This window comes from Blautia sp. HCP3S3_G3 (genome assembly GCF_052063365.1).
Classification (GTDB): domain Bacteria; phylum Bacillota; class Clostridia; order Lachnospirales; family Lachnospiraceae; genus Blautia_A.
This window is the reverse complement of sequence record NZ_JBQHXR010000002.1, coordinates 153587-172509: the sequence shown is the minus strand read 5'-3', so window position 1 is coordinate 172509 and position 18923 is coordinate 153587. Positions and strand designations below refer to the sequence as shown.

The following is an 18923-nucleotide window of genomic DNA, read 5'->3' as shown; positions in this document are numbered from 1 at the left end:
GATATTATGAGTGAGAAACTGAGAGTTGGTATTTTGGGAGCTACCGGTATGGTAGGACAGAGATTTATTTCTCTTCTTGAGAATCATCCGTGGTTTGAGGTGGTTACTCTTGCTGCAAGTGCAAGAAGTGCAGGAAAGACCTACGAAGAAGCAGTAGGCGCAAGATGGAAAATGGATACTCCAATGCCGGAAGCAGTGAAAAAAATCGTTGTCATGAATGTCAATGAAGTAGAAAAAGTTGCTGCAACTGTAGATTTTGTATTTTCTGCAGTAGATATGTCCAAAGACGAGATCAAGGCTATCGAGGAAGAATATGCAAAAACAGAAACACCAGTTGTTTCCAACAACAGTGCACACAGATGGACACCGGATGTTCCGATGGTAGTGCCGGAAATCAATCCGGAGCACTTTGATGTCATCCAGTACCAGAAGAAACGTCTGGGAACTACCCGTGGATTTATCGCTGTAAAACCGAACTGCTCGATTCAGAGTTACGCACCGGTTCTGACAGCATGGAAAGAATTCGAGCCATATGAAGTAGTTGCTACTACTTATCAGGCAATTTCCGGTGCAGGTAAGACTTTCAAAGACTGGCCAGAGATGGAGCACAACATTATCCCGTATATCGGCGGTGAGGAAGAGAAGAGCGAAAAAGAACCGCTGAGACTGTGGGGCAAGATTGAAGACGGCGTAATCGTTCCGGCAACAGAACCGGTGATCACCTGCCAGTGTATCCGTGTTCCGGTACTGAACGGACATACCGCAGCGGTATTCGTAAAATTCCGCAAGAAACCGACGAAGGAACAGCTGATTCAGGCACTGAAAGATTTCCGCGGAGTTCCGCAGGAACTGGAGCTTCCAAGTGCACCGAAACAGTTTATCCAGTATCTGGAAGAAGACAACCGTCCTCAGGTTACAGAAGATGTGAACTATGAGAGAGGAATGGGAGTTTCCATCGGACGTCTTCGTGAAGATACCGTATATGATTTCAAATTTGTGGGACTTTCCCATAACACCGTCAGAGGTGCTGCAGGCGGAGCTGTTCTCTGTGCAGAGACTCTGAAAGCAAAAGGATATATTACCAAAAAATAAATGAATTCACGCAGCTGTTCAGGCTGCCGGAGAATTCATACAGAGGATAAAGCCGCGAGAGGCAGGAATGATATTCTGTCTTTTGCGGCTTTCTTTTACAGAACCGGGTATCAGGAACTTTAGTTATCCGGCAAAGTGTATTTGAATGACAGGGAAATGTATGTTAAAATAAGATTCCAGTACATCGGAAAATAAATGACAGGTTATTTATTTTTCGATGTACTGGACACAGAGAAAAGGAGGTGCATCTGCATGAGTGAAAAAGAAAAGATTCGTCTGACCCAGTACGCCCATTCTGCCGGGTGAGCGGCGAAAGTAGGTCCTGGGACCCTTGCTCAGGTTCTGAGCAAGCTGCCGAAATTTACGGATCCCATGCTTCTTGTGGGAACCGAAACATCTGACGATGCGGCTGTTTATCAGATCAGTGACGATCTGGCCATGATACAGACTGTGGATTTCTTTACGCCCATCGCAGATGACCCTTATATCTTCGGGCAGATTGCGGCTGCCAATGCCCTGAGCGATGTGTACGCCATGGGAGGAGAGCCGAAGCTTGCCCTGAATATCGCTGCTTTTCCAAATTGCCTGGATCCCTCGATTCTTGGTGAAATCCTCGCCGGCGGTGCGGATAAAGTGCTGGAGGCAGGTGCTGTTCTTGCCGGAGGACATACCATTCAGGATGAAGAACCGAAATATGGCCTGTGTGTCACCGGGTTTGTGAATCCGAAGTATTTATGGAAAAATTACGGGGCAGAGGACGGAGATCTCCTGATTTTGACCAAGCCTCTTGGAAGCGGAATTATGAATACTGCAGTCAAGGGAGGGCTGGCTTCCACGGAGGAGACCGCATATGCCGTCAGAGTGATGTCCACGCTGAATAAATATGCGCGGGATGTGGCGAAGGAATTTCGTATTCACAGTTGTACCGATGTGACAGGATTTGGTCTTGCTGGACATGCACTGGAAATGGCAGAGGGAAGTGGTAAGACGCTGGTGATCGATACAGAAAAGCTTCCCGTGATGAAAGGCGTTTCGGAATATGCGCAGATGGGACTGATTCCTGCCGGAGCTTACCGCAACCGGGAATATGCAGGTGCCAGAGTTGACAGCCGTGTGGATGGAAGCTGGATCGAAGATGTGGTCTATGATCCGCAGACGTCCGGAGGACTTCTTCTGGCTGTGCATCCGGAGGATGTGCCGGAACTTCTGAATCAGCTTTCAGGACTGGAAATCCCTTCTGCCTGTATCGGAAAAGTTGTGGAAAAACAGGAAAAGTTACTAGTATTAGAATAGAAAATTTGAAAATGAATAAAAATGATTATCTTAGAATGATACCGAAGGTGGATCGGCTTCTGAAGGAGGAGCCTTATCAGGAATTGTCCGGGACATATGGCAGAGGTTTTGTGACGGAACTGATTCGTGAAGAACTGGAACTTCTGCGAAGCCGTATTCTTTCCTGCGGTGACGAGGAGAATCTGTCTGCTGCGGTTGAAGAATGGCTCAGGCAGATTCCCGTAAGGATCCGGGATGCTGCAGGATTTTCTCTGAGGAGAGTATGGAATGCTACCGGGATTATTCTTCATACCAATCTTGGCAGGGCACCGCTTGGAAAATGCCAGATGGAAGCTGCCATACAGGCGATGTCCGGATACTGCGATCTGGAATATGATCTGAGAACAGGCAGCCGCGGAAAGCGCCGGGAACATTATGCGGAGATCGGTGCGAAGGTTACAGGCGCGGAAGCGGTTCTGGCAGTCAATAACAATGCAGCAGCGGTCACTCTGATGCTTGCGTCAATTGCCGCGGGCAAAGAGGTTCTGGTATCCCGGGGGGAGCTGATTGAGATCGGCGGTCATTTCCGTCTTCCGGATGTAATGGAACAGAGCGGAGCCATATTGCGGGAAGTAGGAACGACGAACCGTACCAGAATCTCTGATTATGAAAGCGCCATTACGGAAGCAACCGGAGCCATTATGAAGGTACATACCAGCAATTACCGGATTTTTGGCTTTACGGAGGATGCTTCTGTAGAGGAACTGGCAGAACTGGGAAGAAAATATCATCTTCCGGTTCTGGTGGATCTGGGAAGCGGAGTGCTGGTAAATCTGGAACAGTTCGGTCTGGAATATGAACCGACGGTACAGGAAACACTGAAAAAAGGCGCAGATCTTGTCTGCTTTTCCGGAGATAAGCTTATGGGCGGTCCTCAGGCCGGTATAATTGCAGGAAAGCAGTCATACATTGAAAAAATGGAACACCATCCCATGATGCGTGCCATAAGGCCGGATAAGTGTACCATTGCGGTTCTTGACGCTACATTCCGGGAATATCTGGATGAGAACTGTGCAGTGAAGAATCTGCCGGTACTGGCGATGTTGTCCAGAACAGAAGAAGAACTGCGGATGCAGGCACAGAAAATCAAAACAATCCTTGAAAAAGAAGGATTTCCTGCAAAAATGGCGGTAGAATCCAGCATCAACCGCATGGGCGGAGGTTCCCTTCCAAATGAGCAGATACCGGGAATCGCCCTGACCCTGAAGCCTGTGGGAATGTCCTGTCTGGAAATGGCGGAACAGCTCCGGGGATTACCGGTTCCTGTTATCGCGCATATCAAAAATGAAATAATATGGCTGGAAATGCGGACGATTCTGCCGGAGGAAACTGCGGATTTTGTCTGTTGTATACAAAAGGGGAAAGTGCTATAATATAAAAACGAAAGGTCCGTTCCTCTGCTATGTAATGGACAAACAAAAGATACCTGTTCTTAAGTTATTATGGAGGTAGACAAATGAATTACGAAGATGTGCAGAAAGTGTCAAACGCGGCCGCAGCAAAGGCTAATTTGCTGAAGAACAATTTCAGCAGATATTTTATGCGTGCGATTATGGCTGGATTTTTTATTGTAGTAGCCATGATTTTTTCCAATGTTGTGGGAAATATTTTTTCGGCTTCTGAACTGCCAGCCTGGGGTAAATTCCTGGGAGCATTGGTGTTCTCGATCGCAGTACTTCTGATTTCCCTTGTTGGTGGAGAACTCTTTACCGGAAACAACCTGGTTATGGCATTCGGTGCCTTTGACAAAAAAGTGAGCTGGGGAGATGCCGGTAAAGTATGGATTGTAAGCTACATCGGAAACTTTGTGGGATGTCTGATCCTGAGCCTGATTTTTGTATGGGCAGGAGCATCAGGAACGAAGGATTATTTTGCAGGATTTATTAACAACAAACTGTCAATACCTGCCGGAGAAATGTTCTTCAGAGCAATTCTCTGTAATTTCTTCGTCTGTCTTGGTGTTCTCTGCGGCATCAAATTAAAGAGCGAAGCAGCAAAATTTTTAATGATCGTGATGTGTATTTCAGGATTCGTTGTAAGCGGATTTGAGCACTGTATCGCGAATATGGGAATTTTCGTAACTGCATACTGCCTGGTACCGGGACTTTCTCTTGGCGCCATGCTCAAGAGTATGGTGATTGTAACGATTGGAAATATGATAGGAGGAGCCATTTTACTCGCCTGGCCCCTTAGAAAGATGAGTGCAGATAATTAATGGGTAAATCTTTATACATAGCAGAAAAACCAAGCGTTGCGCAGGAATTTGCGAAGGCGCTGAAAATCACAGGACAAAGAAGGGACGGTTACCTCGAATCGGAGGACTGTGTGGTGACCTGGTGCGTTGGGCACCTGGTCACCATGAGTTACCCTGAAAAATACGATATAAAATACAAAAGGTGGAGTTTTGATACCCTGCCTTTTTTACCGCGCGAATTTAAGTATGAAGTCATTCCCGGAGTCCAGAAACAGTTCGATATTGTGAAAGGACTGCTGCATCGGCCGGATGTGGAAACCATCTATGTCTGTACCGACTCCGGACGTGAGGGAGAATATATTTACCGCCTTGTGGCACAGGAGGCGGGAGTCAGAGACAAAAAACAGAAACGTGTCTGGATCGATTCCCAGACAGAAGAAGAAATCCTCCGGGGAATCCGTGAGGCTAAAGATCTTTCCGCATATGATAATCTTTCCGCATCTGCTTATCTGAGGGCAAAAGAAGACTATCTTATGGGGATTAATTTTTCCCGTGTACTGACACTGCGTTACGGAAACAGTGTATCTTCGTACCTGAATACAAAATATCAGGCAATTTCCGTGGGACGTGTGATGACCTGTGTCCTTGGAATGGTCGTGCGCAGGGAGCGGGAGATTCGTTCTTTTGTGAAAACGCCATTTTATCGTGTGATTGCTGCAATCGCACTGGAGGGAGAACACTTTGACGGAGAATGGAGAGCGGTGGAAGGAAGCCGGTATTTCCAGTCTCCCCATTTATATAAAGAAAACGGTTTTAAGAAAAAGGAATATGCGCAGGAACTGATCGATATGCTCTGTACGGAACAGCCTCTTACTTGCCGTGTGGAAAAAGTGGAGCGCAAAAAAGAAAACAAAAATCCGCCGCTTCTGTTTAACCTAGCGGAGCTTCAGAACGTCTGCTCGAAATTGTTTAAGATCAGTCCGGATGAGACGCTGCGTATTGTACAGGAACTTTATGAAAAGAAACTGGTGACTTATCCCCGTACAGATGCCCGTGTGCTGTCAACTGCCGTTGCTAAGGAAATCCATAAAAACATTTCCGGGCTTCGAAATTATGCCCAGGCCGGGGAAGCAGCTGCAGAAGTACTGCAGATGGGTTCCTATCAGACAATCGCGAAAACGCGTTATGTCAATGATAAACAGATTACAGACCATTATGCGATCATCCCAACAGGCCAGGGTCTGAATGCACTTTCGAGTGTTTCTCAGACAGCGCAGAGAGTTTATGAGACCATTGTGAGAAGATTTCTGTGTATTTTTTATCCGCCTGCTGTTTATCAGAAAGTCAGCCTGGTGGTGAAAATGAAAGAAGAGTCGTTCTTTTCCTCTTTTAAGGTGCTTCAGGAAGAGGGGTATCTGAGAATTGCGGCGAATTCATTTGCAAAAAAGAAGGCATCCGAGGGAAAAGCTTCCGAAAACGAGAAAGACGGGGAAGAAACAGAGGTTGCCTGCGATGCGATTCTGCTGAGCGCATTGCAGAAACTGAAAAAGAATGATATACTTCCCGTAGATGGTCTGAGTATCCGGGAAGGAGAGACCTCTCCGCCCAAGCGTTACAATTCCGGTTCCATGATTCTTGCGATGGAAAATGCGGGACAGCTCATTGAAGATGAGGAGCTTCGTGCTCAGATCAAAGGATGCGGTATCGGTACCAGTGCGACAAGAGCAGAAATACTGAAGAAGCTTTTTACCATCAAATATCTGTCTCTGAATAAGAAGACCCAGGTAATTACTCCGACACTTCTGGGAGAGATGATTTTTGATGTGGTAAACTGCTCCATTCGCCAGCTTCTGAATCCGGAACTGACGGCAAGCTGGGAAAAAGGACTGAATTATGTGGCAGAAGGAAGTATCACATCTCAGGAATATATGGATAAGCTGGAGCATTTTGTACGGGTACGTACCAGTCAGGTGGAGGCGAGCAACAATACCTATATGCTGCGTCAGTGCTTTGATGCTGCAGCCCAGTTCTACAAAAAACCGGAAACATCGAAACGAGGAGGAAAATCATCATGATGAAAGATTATACCATTGCAAATCTTCTGGATTTGAATGAGACGATTGCGGGAGATCTCTTTGAGGGAAAGACTTATCCGTGGGAAGTCCTTCCGGAAATCGGAAATTTTATTGTAAAATTAGGCAAAACTTTAGATCCGGAAGAATACGAATACCGTGAAGGGGATATCTGGATCGCAAAGTCAGCCAAAGTCGCTCCGACAGCTTCTATTAATGGTCCTGCAATTATCGGCAAAGATGCAGAGATCCGCCACTGTGCCTTTATCCGGGGCAAAGCAATCGTAGGGGAAGGCGCCGTGGTAGGCAACTCTACAGAACTGAAAAATGTGGTACTGTTCAATAAAGTGCAGGTTCCTCATTATAATTATGTGGGAGATTCTGTACTTGGCTTTAAGGCACATATGGGTGCAGGTTCCATTTGCTCCAATGTGAAATCCGATAAGAAGCTGGTCATCGTAAAAGATGGCAGCGAAACCGTGGAAACCGGTATGAAGAAATTTGGAGCCATGCTGGGAGATCATGTGGAAGTTGGCTGCGGTTCTGTGCTGAACCCTGGTACTGTAATCGGAAGAGGTGCACATATTTACCCGCTTTCTCCGGTAAGAGGCTGCGTTCCGGCAAATCATATTTATAAGAGTAAGGATGAGATTATTAAGATTCACGAGTGAGCAAATCCTGTTGGCAAAGCCGGTCTTAAATGGTTTGCAAATCGTAACTATGAAGGTACGGAACAATTACTGACAACGAGGAAGTGAAAGTATGTATACAGAATTAATAGAAACGTTACATCGTGTAATGAAAGAGTCCGTGGAAAACAGTGAAGTGATGGGTGTGAATTTTCTGGTTGAAAAGGGAGAGGAAGAGATCCTTTACTGTCAGGAAGGAATGGCGGATAAAGAGAATGGAATGGAAATGAATAGGAATACGATTTTTCGGCTGTATTCTCAGACTAAGCCTGTCACAGGAGTAGCTGCTATGATTCTTATGGAGCAGGGATGCCTGGATCTGTGTCAGTCTGTAGGAGAAATTCTTCCTGCCTTTTCTCATTTGAAGGTTGAAAAAGATGGGAAGGTGGTGGATGCATCCCGTCCCATGTTGGTTCATGATCTGCTGCGTATGACATCCGGTCTTGTATATCCGGATGATTGCACGGCATCAGGAAAGGCAGCAGGTGTGGTATTTGATGATGCATGTGCCAGACTTCACACGGAAAACCCCATGACAACCCAGGAACTTGCAGAAAGACTTGCAGAGGGATCTCTTTTGTTTGAACCGGGCAGTTCATGGATTTATGGAACTTCCGCAGATGTGCTGGGGGCTGTGATCGAAAAAGTTTCAGGTAAGAAACTTTCGGAATTTATGGAGGATGAAATTTTCAAACCTCTTGGAATGACAGACACTGCATTTTGGGTTCCTGCAGAGAAGCAGTGTAGGCTTGCAAAAGCATATGAAACGGTTGTAAAAGAGGATGGAAGCAGAGCAATGGTTCCTTATACGGGAAATAACCTTGCTATATGTAATGATATGGCCAAAGCACCGGCATATGAGGCAGGAGGAGCAGGACTTACGTCCACTTTGGATGATTACATGAAGTTTGCCCGCATGCTGAGAAATGGTGGAACACTAAATGGAAAGCAGATTATCCGGCCTGAGACAGCCAGATATTTTACTGGTGGAGAATTGATGCCGGCACAGCAGCAGGCTTTTGAGAACTGGATCGGTCTTGACGGATTTTCCTATTCCAATCTTATGCGTGTCTGCAAAAAGCCTTCCCGCTGCGGTATGATAGCGAGAGAGGGAGAATACGGTTGGGATGGCTGGCTTGGAATGTATTTTGCTAACTTCCCAAAAGAAAATATGACGATACTCATGGGGACTCAGAAAAAGGATTCAGGTACTTTTTCCCTGACAAGAAAATTGAGAAATATAGTTTTAAGTAGTATTTAATTCGCTCTTTGTATTAAAATAAGAATCTCCTGTAGAATTCAGTGCTTTTTCAGCAAGCTGGCTTCTACAGGAGATTTCTTATTATATCTGTACAGGTAGTTGTCTTGTGTTCACAACGCACAGCCATATGTCTTGTGTTCCCACCGCTGCAGTCGGAACAGCCATATACTTCGAAAAAATTTATTTCCCTGAAGCTGTTTATGATGATATGTAAGAGCAATTTAACTGCACAAAGATGCTCTAATGAAACAGATAATTTCTCAGCAGCACAAGAATGGTGATATGCAGCGGGTAAAAAATATAAAACAGATATTTGGCCCATTTGCCGCGGATAAAGCCCCGTTCTCCATTGTACATGTTAATGGACAGAAAAGCGAAACATGCTTTCCATTCATAGGAAAGCCAGCAGCTTCCCACGATTGCCTGCGCAGGTTTGTCCATCCGCAGAACATACATGATAACGATAAAGACAAATCCCTTCCATCCGTAATCAGCACGTAGATAAACAGAGGCTGCCAGGAGAATCAGAAGACACAGGACAGTCATGTACTGTTTATCCCAGAAGTATTCAATTGCCCAGCAGGCCAGATAGCCAAGGAGCAGAGTGAAAAATACATTCTGTTTTTCGTACTGCCATTGATTGGTATGCATAAAATTCCATGGAATCTCGGAAATGAGTGCAAACAGAAGAAGATTCCGCCCATATTTCAGACGGTTCCGCGTGTGAAGAAATCCCTCAATCAGCAGAAAACAGAAAATCGGAAACGCGACTCTTCCGATATCCCGGCATATCCGGTATAGACTGTAGCCTTTTCCGTGAAAGATAAACAGTGTCTGTGTCGCAGGTTCATATTGGGAAAGCAGTACAAAAGCCGTATGATCGATCAGCATAGTGATGATTGCGATCATTTTCAGAGCACTTCCGCTCAGGATTTGCATTTTTTCCGGAAAAATCGAAGCCGGAAGTTTCTTTTCCATTGTCGTATACCTCCCTCTCAGAGTGTGTTTAAAAATTCGTTCCCATTTTACCATAGATTCTGTGAAAATGCTATCTGCTATGGTCGGAACTTGCAGATTTTGGGGAGTTCGTTTCTACAATATTCCCTTGAAAATATAACGATATTCCGTTATAATTGCTGTGGGGTGATTGATATGAATGATAATTTTAAGAGAATCGTGAATGAATCGGGAAAAACATTATACGCTATAAGTAGGGAATCAGGAATTCCCTACTCCACATTGAATGAACTTATGCATGAAAAAGGACATATAAATAAGTGTTCTGCTGATACAGTTTTTAAACTGTCACTTTTTTTTAATTGTAAATTGGAAGAGCTTCTGGATCCTATAGCATTGATGGCAAATGTATCCGGTAAATATCACAATATTAAGTATAAATGGATTGCCGGAAAAAATGCCATGGAACTTCATATCTGGGACAATGGAATTGAAAAAATTATTGATAATGACAGTGCCTGCAATCAGGTTCGTTTTTATCATTCTTATATTTCAATGACCAAGGCCATTATCGACGTTTATCTTGAGGATTCTCAAGCGGAAAGGATGCTGATGAAATGATCAAATTCTTCTTAATGCATAAAGATGACGTATGCGGAACACTGATTCTGGATGAAACCACAGGTCGTTTGCTTCAATATCATGATAATGGAGAACTACTATCTCCTTACCTTGGTACTGCTGATACACAAAAGATGAAAAAATAGTGGGAAATGCGAGCTGTTCCAGCTTCCAGAACAATGATCCAAATGCTTCTCTCGGAGGACAAATGGAAAAATACTGGAACTTACAAGGTTCTTCTCCTCTTCTGATAAAGGAAAGTTATAAGTATTATGGGCAGCAATCCATTAATGAAGTTTTTGCTTCCATGATTCATAAATTGCAGGATACAGATGTGCCTTATGTCCAGTATTCTGCCGCTATCACGGAAGATCATGGCATTCTTAGCAGATGTAATGCTTTTACTTCAGAAGAAATTGAGCTTATTTCTGCCTATGAAATCATCCAGAGTTCAAAAATCAACAACGAGTCCTCGCTTTATGACGGATATATACAAATTTGCATTCAAAATGGAATTGACCAGGAAGTAATTCAAAACTTTATGGATTATCAAACTTTGACAGACTTTGTTATCAGTAATACAGACGAGCATCTGCAAAATTTTGGAGTTTTAAGGGATACTTCGACCATGAAACTTATCGGACCTGCACCAATTTTTGATTCTGGAAACAGCATGTTTTTTTCAGAAACACGCACTCAGCCTTATACGAGAGCACAGATTCTCGAACGAAAAATTACTGGTTTTTATGAATATGAAGACAAAATGCTGCGAAAAGTTCAAAACCGCAAAATCGTAAAACTCGATTTGCTGCCCTCAAAACAGGATGTAAAGGAACGTTATGTGCAATCCGGCATCCCAGAAGAAAAAGCAGAATTCATAAGCAGTAATTATGAAACGAAATTGTCACTTCTTAATGAATTTCAACATGGGAAGATCATTTCACTGTACCATGAGAAGAAAAAAGAAAAAAATTCTTTATCTTCCCCCAAAGATAAAGAGGTATTCAAACAACAATTTATCATGATTTGTGACACAGATATGGAAGCAAAACAGAAAATAGATAAAATATGTTCTAGTTTGCGGGATGAGGGTTATACAGAAAAAGATTCGCATTTACTGTACACCGCTTCTCAGGGAGTATTTGATTCAGGATTTTTAGTTGATACAGTTGCTGCAATAGAAAATTTACAGTTGACAAAGTGTAAACCTTCTAAAAAATTTGTTCAAATAGTACTCGATGATATTCGAGATGAGTTGGAGAAAATCCAAAACCCTGTTAACCTTGTTGCCATAGATTTAATTGCTGAAAGCAGATTAAAAATTGCATTGCTCAAAGGAATGACGGTGGTTTTCCACTGTTCTGTTATTGATAAAAACGCAAAAATACGGTATTTGAAAATTGCCAGAGAAATTGGAAATATTGAATGTTCTTTGTAAAAAACCCCAGAAAAGTAAATCCTGGCAGAAATTTTGAAAGCAAACGACAGATATAAGCCAGGAATAAACAAATCTTTTTTGCAATTACCTCTCAATTATACTACCATGCACATACAATGAACGTAACTTTTATGTGAAAAACAATTCGAAAACTCAAGACGCCACATTGACTTCTTTCTGGTTGAAATCTGATTTTTCCTGTGCTATATTAAAAACGCATAATTATACATGGGAAATTTTGTATATTATTTTCAGAATCATTTAATCATATGGTATAAAAATCTGCAGCTGTATTTCGGAAAACGGACAGCAGCTGTACGACAGAATCTGGAGGCAACTATGGTAAAAAAATGGAAAGTACAATTTCCTGCCCCGACAGGCATGGAGGAAAGAACCGCATATCTGTATCTGCCGGAATCTTACCAGTGGGATTCCTGGAAAAGATATCCGGTTCTTTATATGTTTGACGGACATAACGTATTCTTTGATTCGGATGCGACCTACGGGAAATGCTGGGGGATGAAGGAATATATGGACAAAACCGGAACACAGCTGATCATTGCAGCGGTGGAATGCAATCACAGTCCGGACAATGGAAGACTGAAGGAATACTCTCCTTACAGTTTTTCAGATCCGAAACTGGGAGAAATCGAAGGACTTGGAAAAGAAACCATGGAGTGGTTCATTCATACTTTTAAGGCCGAAATTGACCGGGATTACCGGACTCTGCCGGACAGAGCGCATACATTTATTGCGGGCAGTTCCATGGGCGGACTGATGAGCCTTTATGCAGTGCTGGAGTACAATCAGGTCTTTTCCAGAGCAGCTGCACTGTCACCTTCCATCTGGACAGCACCTGTGCGGATCAAAAATTTGATAAAAAACGCAGAACTGGAGCCGGATACCGTAATCTATATGGATTATGGATCAAGGGAGTTATCTTTTCATTCCGGAATGGCAAAAATTTTCGGTAAAGTGACAGAACTTCTGATCACCAGCAAAATCATGGCAGAGTGCAGAATCGTTCCAGGTGGAAACCACTGTGAAGCATCCTGGGAAAAACAGATTCCGTTTTTTATGGATACCCTGTTATATGAGCTGCGAAATGAGGCATAAGGCATACGAGGAGAGAAAAAACATGGAAGTACAATATCGCAAACAATACAGTCAGGCACTGAACCGGGATATGGAATGCAAGATTTACGGACATGCAGGACGTCCGGTTCTGTATATTCCGTGTCAGGACGGACGGTTTTTTGATTTTGAAAATTTTGGGATGACAGAAGTATGGGCACCGTATATCGAAGCAGGTCAGGTGATGGTTTTTTCCATAGATACCATTGATAAAGAAACCTGGTCGGATTCCAACAGTGATCCGTACTGGAGAATCCGCCGTTATGAACAGTGGATTACTTATATTACAGATGAGATGGTTCCTTTTATGAGAGATATGGTAAATGAACGAAACGGCTGGACCGGTTATCCGGGAGTAATGGTATTCGGCTGCAGTCTTGGTGCAACGCATGCAGCAAATCTCTATTTCCGCAGACCGGATCTGTTTGACCGCCTGCTGGCACTGAGCGGAATTTATACTGCTGAATATGGCTTTGGCTCCTATATGGATGAAGTGGTTTATGAAAATTCAGTCATTCATTATCTGGGAGGAATGCCGCTGGATCACCCGTATATTCCGCTTTATAACAGGAAAAAGGCAGTCATCTGTGCAGGACAGGGGCCATGGGAGCTTCCGGATTCCACACGACAGCTGCAGGGAATTCTGCAGGACAAAGGAATCCAGGCATGGGTGGATTTCTGGGGATATGACTGTTCTCACGACTGGTGCTGGTGGTTTAAACAGGTGGAGTATTTTTTACCGTACCTTCTTAACAATGAATAAAAAAAACAAAAGAGGAGAGTGGATGTTATGAAAAATTTTGTGTTTATTTCCCCGAATTTTCCGGCAAACTACTGGATGTTCTGCCGGGAATTAAAGAAGAACGGGATGAACGTTCTTGGAATCGGTGATCAGCCATATGATGAGCTGACCAACGAATTAAAAGAAAGTCTGAATGAATATTACAAAGTCAGCAATCTGGAAAACGAGGAAGAAGTTTACCGTGCAGTGGCTTTTCTGATCTATAAACATGGACGGATCGACTGGCTGGAATCCAATAATGAATACTGGCTGGAGAGAGATGCAAAGCTTCGTACGGTATTTAACATTAAGAGCGGATTCCAGACAAAAGACATTCCAAGAATCAAATTTAAATCCAAGATGAAAGAATATTACAAAAAAGCCGGTATTACGGTTGCGCGTTACCATCTGGTAGATAACTGGGAAAATACCGTTGCTTTTATTCAGGAGGTTGGCTATCCGGTGGTTGCAAAACCGGACAATGGAGTAGGTGCCTCCCATACCTTCAAAATTGAAAATGAAGATCAGCTGAGAGCATTTTTTGCGGAAAAATGGGATGACACCCAGTACATCATGGAGGAATTTGTCAATGGTGAAGTGAATTCCTATGATGCGATTATTGATTCTCACGGAAAACCGTTATTTGAGACCGGAAATGTGACACCTGTGTCCATTATGGATATTGTCAACAATGAAGATGATTCTATTTTTTATATTCTCAAGGATCTGCCGGCAGATACCCGTGCCATGGGCCGTGCGACAGTGAAAAGCTTCGGTGTAAAGAGCCGTTTTGTTCATTTTGAATTTTTCCGTCTGTTAAAAGATCAGGAAGGTCTTGGCAAAAAAGGAGACCTGATGGCTCTTGAGGTCAATATGCGTCCAAGCGGAGGTGTTTCTCCGGATATGATGGATTTTGCCCATGGAACCGATGTTTATAAGATCTGGGCGGATATGATCGCATTTGATCGAACAGATATGAAACCGTACGAAGACCAGTACTGTGCGTTTGCCGGGCTTCGTGACGGCAAAAATCATGCCATGAGCCATGCCGATATTATAGAAAAATATGGCCCGAATATCAGGATGTCAGAACGTATTCCGGATGTGCTTTCCGGTGCAATGGGCAACGAGATGTATCTGGCTACTTTTAAGACAAAAGAAGAAATGGATGCATTTTACAGTGATGTGCTTCGGTGTGGAAAATAAATAGCGCTGGAGCAGAATGATGCGACATGATGGACTTTGTATAGATGTAATTATAGAAGGTTTTGTACAGGATGATGCATCACAACAGATTTGAAAAAATGATGGATTGTAACAGCTTTTGTGAAGAATGACGAATAATAACGCAATTTTTTACAAATTATGACTGGACGAATGAGCGATTTTGTGAGAAAATAACGCTAGGTTGTTATGACTATTTTAACAACATTATCAGTAAATCTATACTTGAAAGGAGTTTTAAAATGATTTATTCACGCGAAGTAGAAGAAATGTGCCCAGTTGCACAGGGCGTTCATCATGGCGCCGCTCCAATCCCGGAAGAAGCTAAATGGGTACAGGCTAAAGAAGTTAAGGATATTTCCGCTCTGACACACGGTGTTGGCTGGTGTGCACCTCAGCAGGGAGCATGTAAGCTGACTCTGAATGTAAAAGAAGGTATCATCCAGGAAGCACTGGTTGAGACAATCGGATGTTCCGGTATGACTCATTCCGCAGCTATGGCATCTGAAATTCTTCCAGGCCTGACTGTTATGGAAGCGCTGAATACTGACCTTGTATGTGATGCAATCAACACTGCTATGAGAGAGTTATTCCTTCAGATCGTTTACGGACGTTCCCAGTCTGCTTTCTCTGAAGACGGACTTCCTGTAGGTGCTGGTCTTGAGGACCTTGGCAAAGGACTTCGTTCTCAGGTTGGTACCATGTACGGAACTCTGAAAAAAGGACCTCGTTACCTGGAAATGGCAGAAGGATATGTTACCGGTATCGCTCTTGACGAAGATAACGAAATCATCGGATATCAGTTCGTAAGCCTTGGCAAAATGACAGATTTCATCAAAAAAGGCGATGATCCGAATACTGCATGGGAAAAAGCAAAAGGCCAGTATGGTCGTGTAGCTGATGCTGTTAAGATTATTGACCCGAGAAAAGAATAATTATTGTTGAGGAGGTAACGGAAATGGCTTTATTTGAATCTTACGAGAGACGAATTGACAAGATCAATTCTGTTTTAAACAGTTATGGAATTGCTTCTATCGAAGAAGCTGAAAAAATCACAAAAGATGCTGGTCTGAATGTATACGACCAGATCAAAGGCATTCAGCCGATCTGCTTTGAGAACGCATGTTGGGCATACACCGTTGGTGCAGCCATCGCTATCAAAAAAGGATGCAAGAGAGCAGCAGACGCAGCAGCAGCTATCGGTGAAGGTCTTCAGGCTTTCTGTATTCCGGGATCTGTTGCTGATACCCGTAAAGTAGGTCTTGGCCATGGTAACCTTGGCAAAATGCTTCTGGAAGAAGAGACTGAGTGTTTCGCATTCCTTGCAGGACATGAGTCTTTCGCAGCAGCAGAAGGTGCGATCGGTATCGCTGAAAAAGCAAACAAAGTACGTCAGAAACCTCTGCGTGTCATCCTGAACGGTCTTGGAAAAGACGCTGCTCAGATTATCGCAAGAATCAATGGATTTACATATGTAGAAACAGAATATGATCCATATACCAACGAAGTAAAAGAAGTATTCCGCAAACCATACTCTGAAGGTCTTCGTGCAAAAGTTAACTGCTACGGCGCAAACAGCGTTCCGGAAGGTGTTGCAATCATGTGGAAAGAGGGCGTAGACGTTTCCATCACCGGTAACTCCACCAACCCGACACGTTTCCAGCACCCGGTAGCAGGTACCTACAAGAAAGAATGTCTTGAAAAAGGCAAGAAATACTTCTCTGTTGCATCCGGCGGCGGTACAGGACGTACCCTTCATCCGGATAACATGGCAGCAGGTCCTGCTTCCTACGGTATGACTGATACATTAGGACGTATGCACTCCGATGCACAGTTCGCAGGTTCCTCTTCTGTACCAGCTCATGTTGAAATGATGGGTCTCATTGGCGCAGGAAACAACCCGATGGTTGGTATGACTGTTGCTGTAGCTGTTTCTATTGAAGAAGCCGCTAAAGCTGGTAAATTCTAAGAAATGCAGTAAAATCAAGGGTTTTGGTGTTCAATGAGTATTGTTAAAAATGGTGAAATTTCAGTCGTTTTAACACTGTTCGCACACTATTTTAACACCTTTATTTGCACATATTTTTGGGCTCCCATTTCGTTTGGGGGCCCTTTATTCTATGGTCTCGATATCTTTTCTCAGCCATTCAATATCCTTTTTACGAGAATCTGTGTATTCCACAAGAACCTGATACACTTGAGCGGATTGCATCCGTAATCAGTATGTAACAGAAACAAAACTGCTTGCTCAGCTTGAAATTACCCGCGCGGACGGAAGTGTGCTGACACTTCCTCATTGCTCCCCGCCCGGGCGGCCATTTTACCCATGCGAAAGTGTTACCAATGGTGTAGGTGTTCTCCTTGCAATCATTGTCAGGCTAAGTTATAATGAAAAAAACTGCCGGGAGGTGTGTATCGTATGGGAGTGTATTTTAATCCAGGCAATGAAAGCTTTACGCAGGCCAGAAATAGCATGATTTATGTAGATAAAACAGCCTTGCTGGAACAATTGAATAAAAGACTGTCAACTGAAAATAAGTGTATTGCAGTCAGTCATGCCAGACGATTTGGGAAATCTCATGCGGCAGGAATGATAGATGCGTATTATAGCCGTGGCTGTGATTCGACAAAATTGTTTGAAGATACCAAAATAGCTGAAGATGCTGATTTTAAGAAATATTTGAACAAGTATAACGTAATTCACCTGGATATTTCTTCATTTTGGGATGATTTTAAGGATAATATTGTTGAGAAAATACAAGAATATATTTTGGATGAATTGAAGGAAGTTTTTAAGGAAGGAATAGATTATTCAAAAAAAATTCAGTGTAATTCTTATGTCGATTTATAAGCAGACAAAGATTCCTTTTGTAATCGTGATTGATGAATGGGATTGTGTGATCAGAAACAGCGAAAATAAAGAATTGGTTCATAAATACCTGCAGTTTCTCCATTCCTTATTTAAAACAGAAGAATCGAAATCATTTTTGGCATTGGCATATATCACAGGAATTTTGCCAATCAAAAAGATAAAAGATGAGTCTGCACTTAATAATTTTATGGAATTTACAATGTTAAGTTCCTATCCGATTACGCAGTATTATGGTTTTACAGAAGATGAAGTGAGAAGTCTGTGTAATGAATATGATTTGGATTTTGAGAGTACTAAGCTTTGCAGATTTAGTGTTTATTCCAAGAACAAATGCCGGATATCGTCCGGCAATGGTTGTTGAGTTGAAGTATAATAAGTCAGCCGATTCAGCAATAAACCAGATAAAAACAAACAGATATCAAGGTGCATTAAAGGGATATTCTGACAAGGTATTGTTAGTCGGAATAAATTATGATGCAGAAGGGAAGGAGAAAAAGCATCATACATGCGTAATTGAGGAGTGGAACCACGGGGACGGAGAATGGTGAATTGTCCGTCCCCCAATGGCGGAAGAGTAGAATCATGGGGACGAAAGACCAGAAAACTCCGTCCCCAATAGTGTTTTTGAAGAAAATTCTCTGTAAGGTTTATTGACAGTTCTATGATGCAATGTTAAACTAATTATGGTTATATAAAACTAATAAAAGCAAAAGGATGAAAAACCTTATATTTTTTTGATTTATAGTTAGTTTAAACTAATTATTAAAAGGAGAAACTAAATGAGCGTTGTCATTATCGGAGGAAATGAATGCATGGTCTGTCAATACGAGAAAATCTGTAAGGACTATGGCTGTAAAGCAAAGATTTTTGCAAAGGAAAAGGGAAATATGAGGAAAAAACTGGGCAATCCGGATCTGATGATTCTGTTTACCAATACAGTGTCTCATAAGATGGTAAATACAGCTGTAACGGAGGCGAAGAGAAATAAGATTCAGATAGCCAGAACCCATTCCAGCAGCGCAGCAGCTTTGACAGATGTGCTTGAGGCGTATTGCAGTTAAAGAGGAGAAGGCGTGATCTGTCAGGAAGAGCCGGATGCAGAAGCGCTTGAAAAATGCAGGGAGCCTAGAGTGTGTTTGAAAATTCATTCCCGCCATTTGCACGTCCCACAAATTGTGACGGACATCTGTCGGAAAGCAATTTTCAAACACGCTCTGGCAGGGGATTGGTATAAGAAAAGGTATTTTTGAAGCTGG

20 protein-coding genes are annotated in these 18923 nt (G+C 43.0%); 19 read left to right on the top strand and 1 reads right to left on the bottom strand.

Annotation, left to right across the window (positions count from 1 at the left end; translation table 11 throughout):
* The first annotated feature begins 6 nt into the window (after nucleotides 1-6).
* The 7 genes from asd (at nucleotide 7) to ACTNEW_RS04490 (ending at nucleotide 8640) form a co-directional block, all read left to right on the top strand.
* Nucleotides 7-1092 carry an aspartate-semialdehyde dehydrogenase gene (gene asd, locus ACTNEW_RS04520; protein ID WP_441058427.1) on the top strand — a complete coding sequence of 362 codons (1086 nt, stop codon included), beginning with the start codon at nucleotides 7-9 and terminating at the stop codon, nucleotides 1090-1092.
* Nucleotides 1093-1344: 252 nt separating this feature from the next.
* A complete protein-coding gene (gene selD, locus ACTNEW_RS04515) occupies nucleotides 1345-2385 on the top strand; it encodes a selenide, water dikinase SelD (RefSeq protein ID WP_441058425.1) in 1041 nt (346 codons plus the stop codon).
* A gap of 11 nt (nucleotides 2386-2396) precedes the next feature.
* Nucleotides 2397-3797 carry an L-seryl-tRNA(Sec) selenium transferase gene (gene selA, locus ACTNEW_RS04510; RefSeq protein ID WP_441058423.1) on the top strand — a complete coding sequence of 467 codons (1401 nt, stop codon included), beginning with the start codon at nucleotides 2397-2399 and terminating at the stop codon, nucleotides 3795-3797.
* An 83-nt stretch (nucleotides 3798-3880) separates the two neighbouring features.
* Nucleotides 3881-4639, top strand: a complete 759-nt coding sequence (locus ACTNEW_RS04505) for a formate/nitrite transporter family protein (RefSeq protein WP_441058421.1) — start codon at nucleotides 3881-3883, stop codon at nucleotides 4637-4639.
* Complete coding sequence (locus tag ACTNEW_RS04500; RefSeq protein ID WP_441058419.1) at nucleotides 4639-6693, top strand: DNA topoisomerase; 2055 nt, start codon at nucleotides 4639-4641, stop codon at nucleotides 6691-6693. Before ACTNEW_RS04505 ends, ACTNEW_RS04500 begins: the two co-directional genes overlap by 1 nt.
* Complete coding sequence (locus ACTNEW_RS04495; protein WP_441058417.1) at nucleotides 6690-7361, top strand: UDP-N-acetylglucosamine pyrophosphorylase; 672 nt, start codon at nucleotides 6690-6692, stop codon at nucleotides 7359-7361. Before ACTNEW_RS04500 ends, ACTNEW_RS04495 begins: the two co-directional genes overlap by 4 nt.
* 91 nt (nucleotides 7362-7452) lie before the next feature.
* Nucleotides 7453-8640: a serine hydrolase domain-containing protein gene (locus ACTNEW_RS04490; protein WP_441058415.1), complete on the top strand. Its 1188-nt coding sequence runs from the start codon at nucleotides 7453-7455 to the stop codon at nucleotides 8638-8640.
* A 240-nt stretch (nucleotides 8641-8880) separates the two neighbouring features.
* Here the strand turns inward: ACTNEW_RS04490 and ACTNEW_RS04485 are convergent, their stop codons facing one another.
* On the bottom strand, nucleotides 8881-9618 hold the full coding sequence (locus ACTNEW_RS04485; RefSeq protein WP_441058413.1) for a TraX family protein: 738 nt from the start codon (nucleotides 9616-9618) through the stop codon (nucleotides 8881-8883).
* A 198-nt stretch (nucleotides 9619-9816) separates the two neighbouring features.
* Here ACTNEW_RS04485 and ACTNEW_RS04480 point away from each other — a divergent pair, with 198 nt between their 5' ends.
* From ACTNEW_RS04480 to ACTNEW_RS04425, 12 genes are all read left to right on the top strand, one after another.
* On the top strand, nucleotides 9817-10218 hold the full coding sequence (locus tag ACTNEW_RS04480) for a helix-turn-helix domain-containing protein (RefSeq protein WP_441058411.1): 402 nt from the start codon (nucleotides 9817-9819) through the stop codon (nucleotides 10216-10218).
* A gap of 208 nt (nucleotides 10219-10426) precedes the next feature.
* Nucleotides 10427-11656 (top strand): hypothetical protein, encoded by a 1230-nt coding sequence (locus ACTNEW_RS04475; protein WP_441058409.1) that lies wholly within the window; start codon nucleotides 10427-10429, stop codon nucleotides 11654-11656.
* A gap of 339 nt (nucleotides 11657-11995) precedes the next feature.
* A complete protein-coding gene (locus tag ACTNEW_RS04470) occupies nucleotides 11996-12772 on the top strand; it encodes an alpha/beta hydrolase (protein ID WP_441058407.1) in 777 nt (258 codons plus the stop codon).
* A gap of 22 nt (nucleotides 12773-12794) precedes the next feature.
* On the top strand, nucleotides 12795-13553 hold the full coding sequence (locus ACTNEW_RS04465; RefSeq protein ID WP_441058405.1) for an esterase family protein: 759 nt from the start codon (nucleotides 12795-12797) through the stop codon (nucleotides 13551-13553).
* A gap of 27 nt (nucleotides 13554-13580) precedes the next feature.
* The gene (locus ACTNEW_RS04460; RefSeq protein WP_441058403.1) at nucleotides 13581-14777 is read left to right on the top strand and encodes an ATP-grasp domain-containing protein; all 1197 of its coding nucleotides are present in this window, start codon (nucleotides 13581-13583) and stop codon (nucleotides 14775-14777) included.
* A gap of 260 nt (nucleotides 14778-15037) precedes the next feature.
* On the top strand, nucleotides 15038-15730 hold the full coding sequence (locus ACTNEW_RS04455) for an iron-sulfur cluster assembly scaffold protein (protein WP_441058401.1): 693 nt from the start codon (nucleotides 15038-15040) through the stop codon (nucleotides 15728-15730).
* Between the two features lie 23 nt (nucleotides 15731-15753).
* The gene (locus tag ACTNEW_RS04450; RefSeq protein WP_441058399.1) at nucleotides 15754-16764 is read left to right on the top strand and encodes a GGGtGRT protein; all 1011 of its coding nucleotides are present in this window, start codon (nucleotides 15754-15756) and stop codon (nucleotides 16762-16764) included.
* A 450-nt stretch (nucleotides 16765-17214) separates the two neighbouring features.
* Entirely contained in the window at nucleotides 17215-17646 is a 432-nt protein-coding gene (locus ACTNEW_RS04445) for an AAA family ATPase (RefSeq protein WP_441058397.1), read from the top strand.
* On the top strand, nucleotides 17633-18028 hold the full coding sequence (locus ACTNEW_RS04440; RefSeq protein ID WP_441058395.1) for an AAA family ATPase: 396 nt from the start codon (nucleotides 17633-17635) through the stop codon (nucleotides 18026-18028). The genes ACTNEW_RS04445 and ACTNEW_RS04440 overlap by 14 nt, the downstream gene beginning before the upstream one ends.
* Nucleotides 17934-18215 carry a hypothetical protein gene (locus ACTNEW_RS04435; protein WP_441058721.1) on the top strand — a complete coding sequence of 94 codons (282 nt, stop codon included), beginning with the start codon at nucleotides 17934-17936 and terminating at the stop codon, nucleotides 18213-18215. Before ACTNEW_RS04440 ends, ACTNEW_RS04435 begins: the two co-directional genes overlap by 95 nt.
* Before the next feature lie 231 nt (nucleotides 18216-18446).
* Nucleotides 18447-18728 (top strand): DUF2325 domain-containing protein, encoded by a 282-nt coding sequence (locus ACTNEW_RS04430; RefSeq protein ID WP_441058393.1) that lies wholly within the window; start codon nucleotides 18447-18449, stop codon nucleotides 18726-18728.
* A gap of 125 nt (nucleotides 18729-18853) precedes the next feature.
* Nucleotides 18854-18901, top strand: coding sequence for a hypothetical protein (locus tag ACTNEW_RS04425; protein WP_441058707.1), 48 nt, complete (start codon nucleotides 18854-18856; stop codon nucleotides 18899-18901).
* Nucleotides 18902-18923 lie beyond the last annotated feature (22 nt).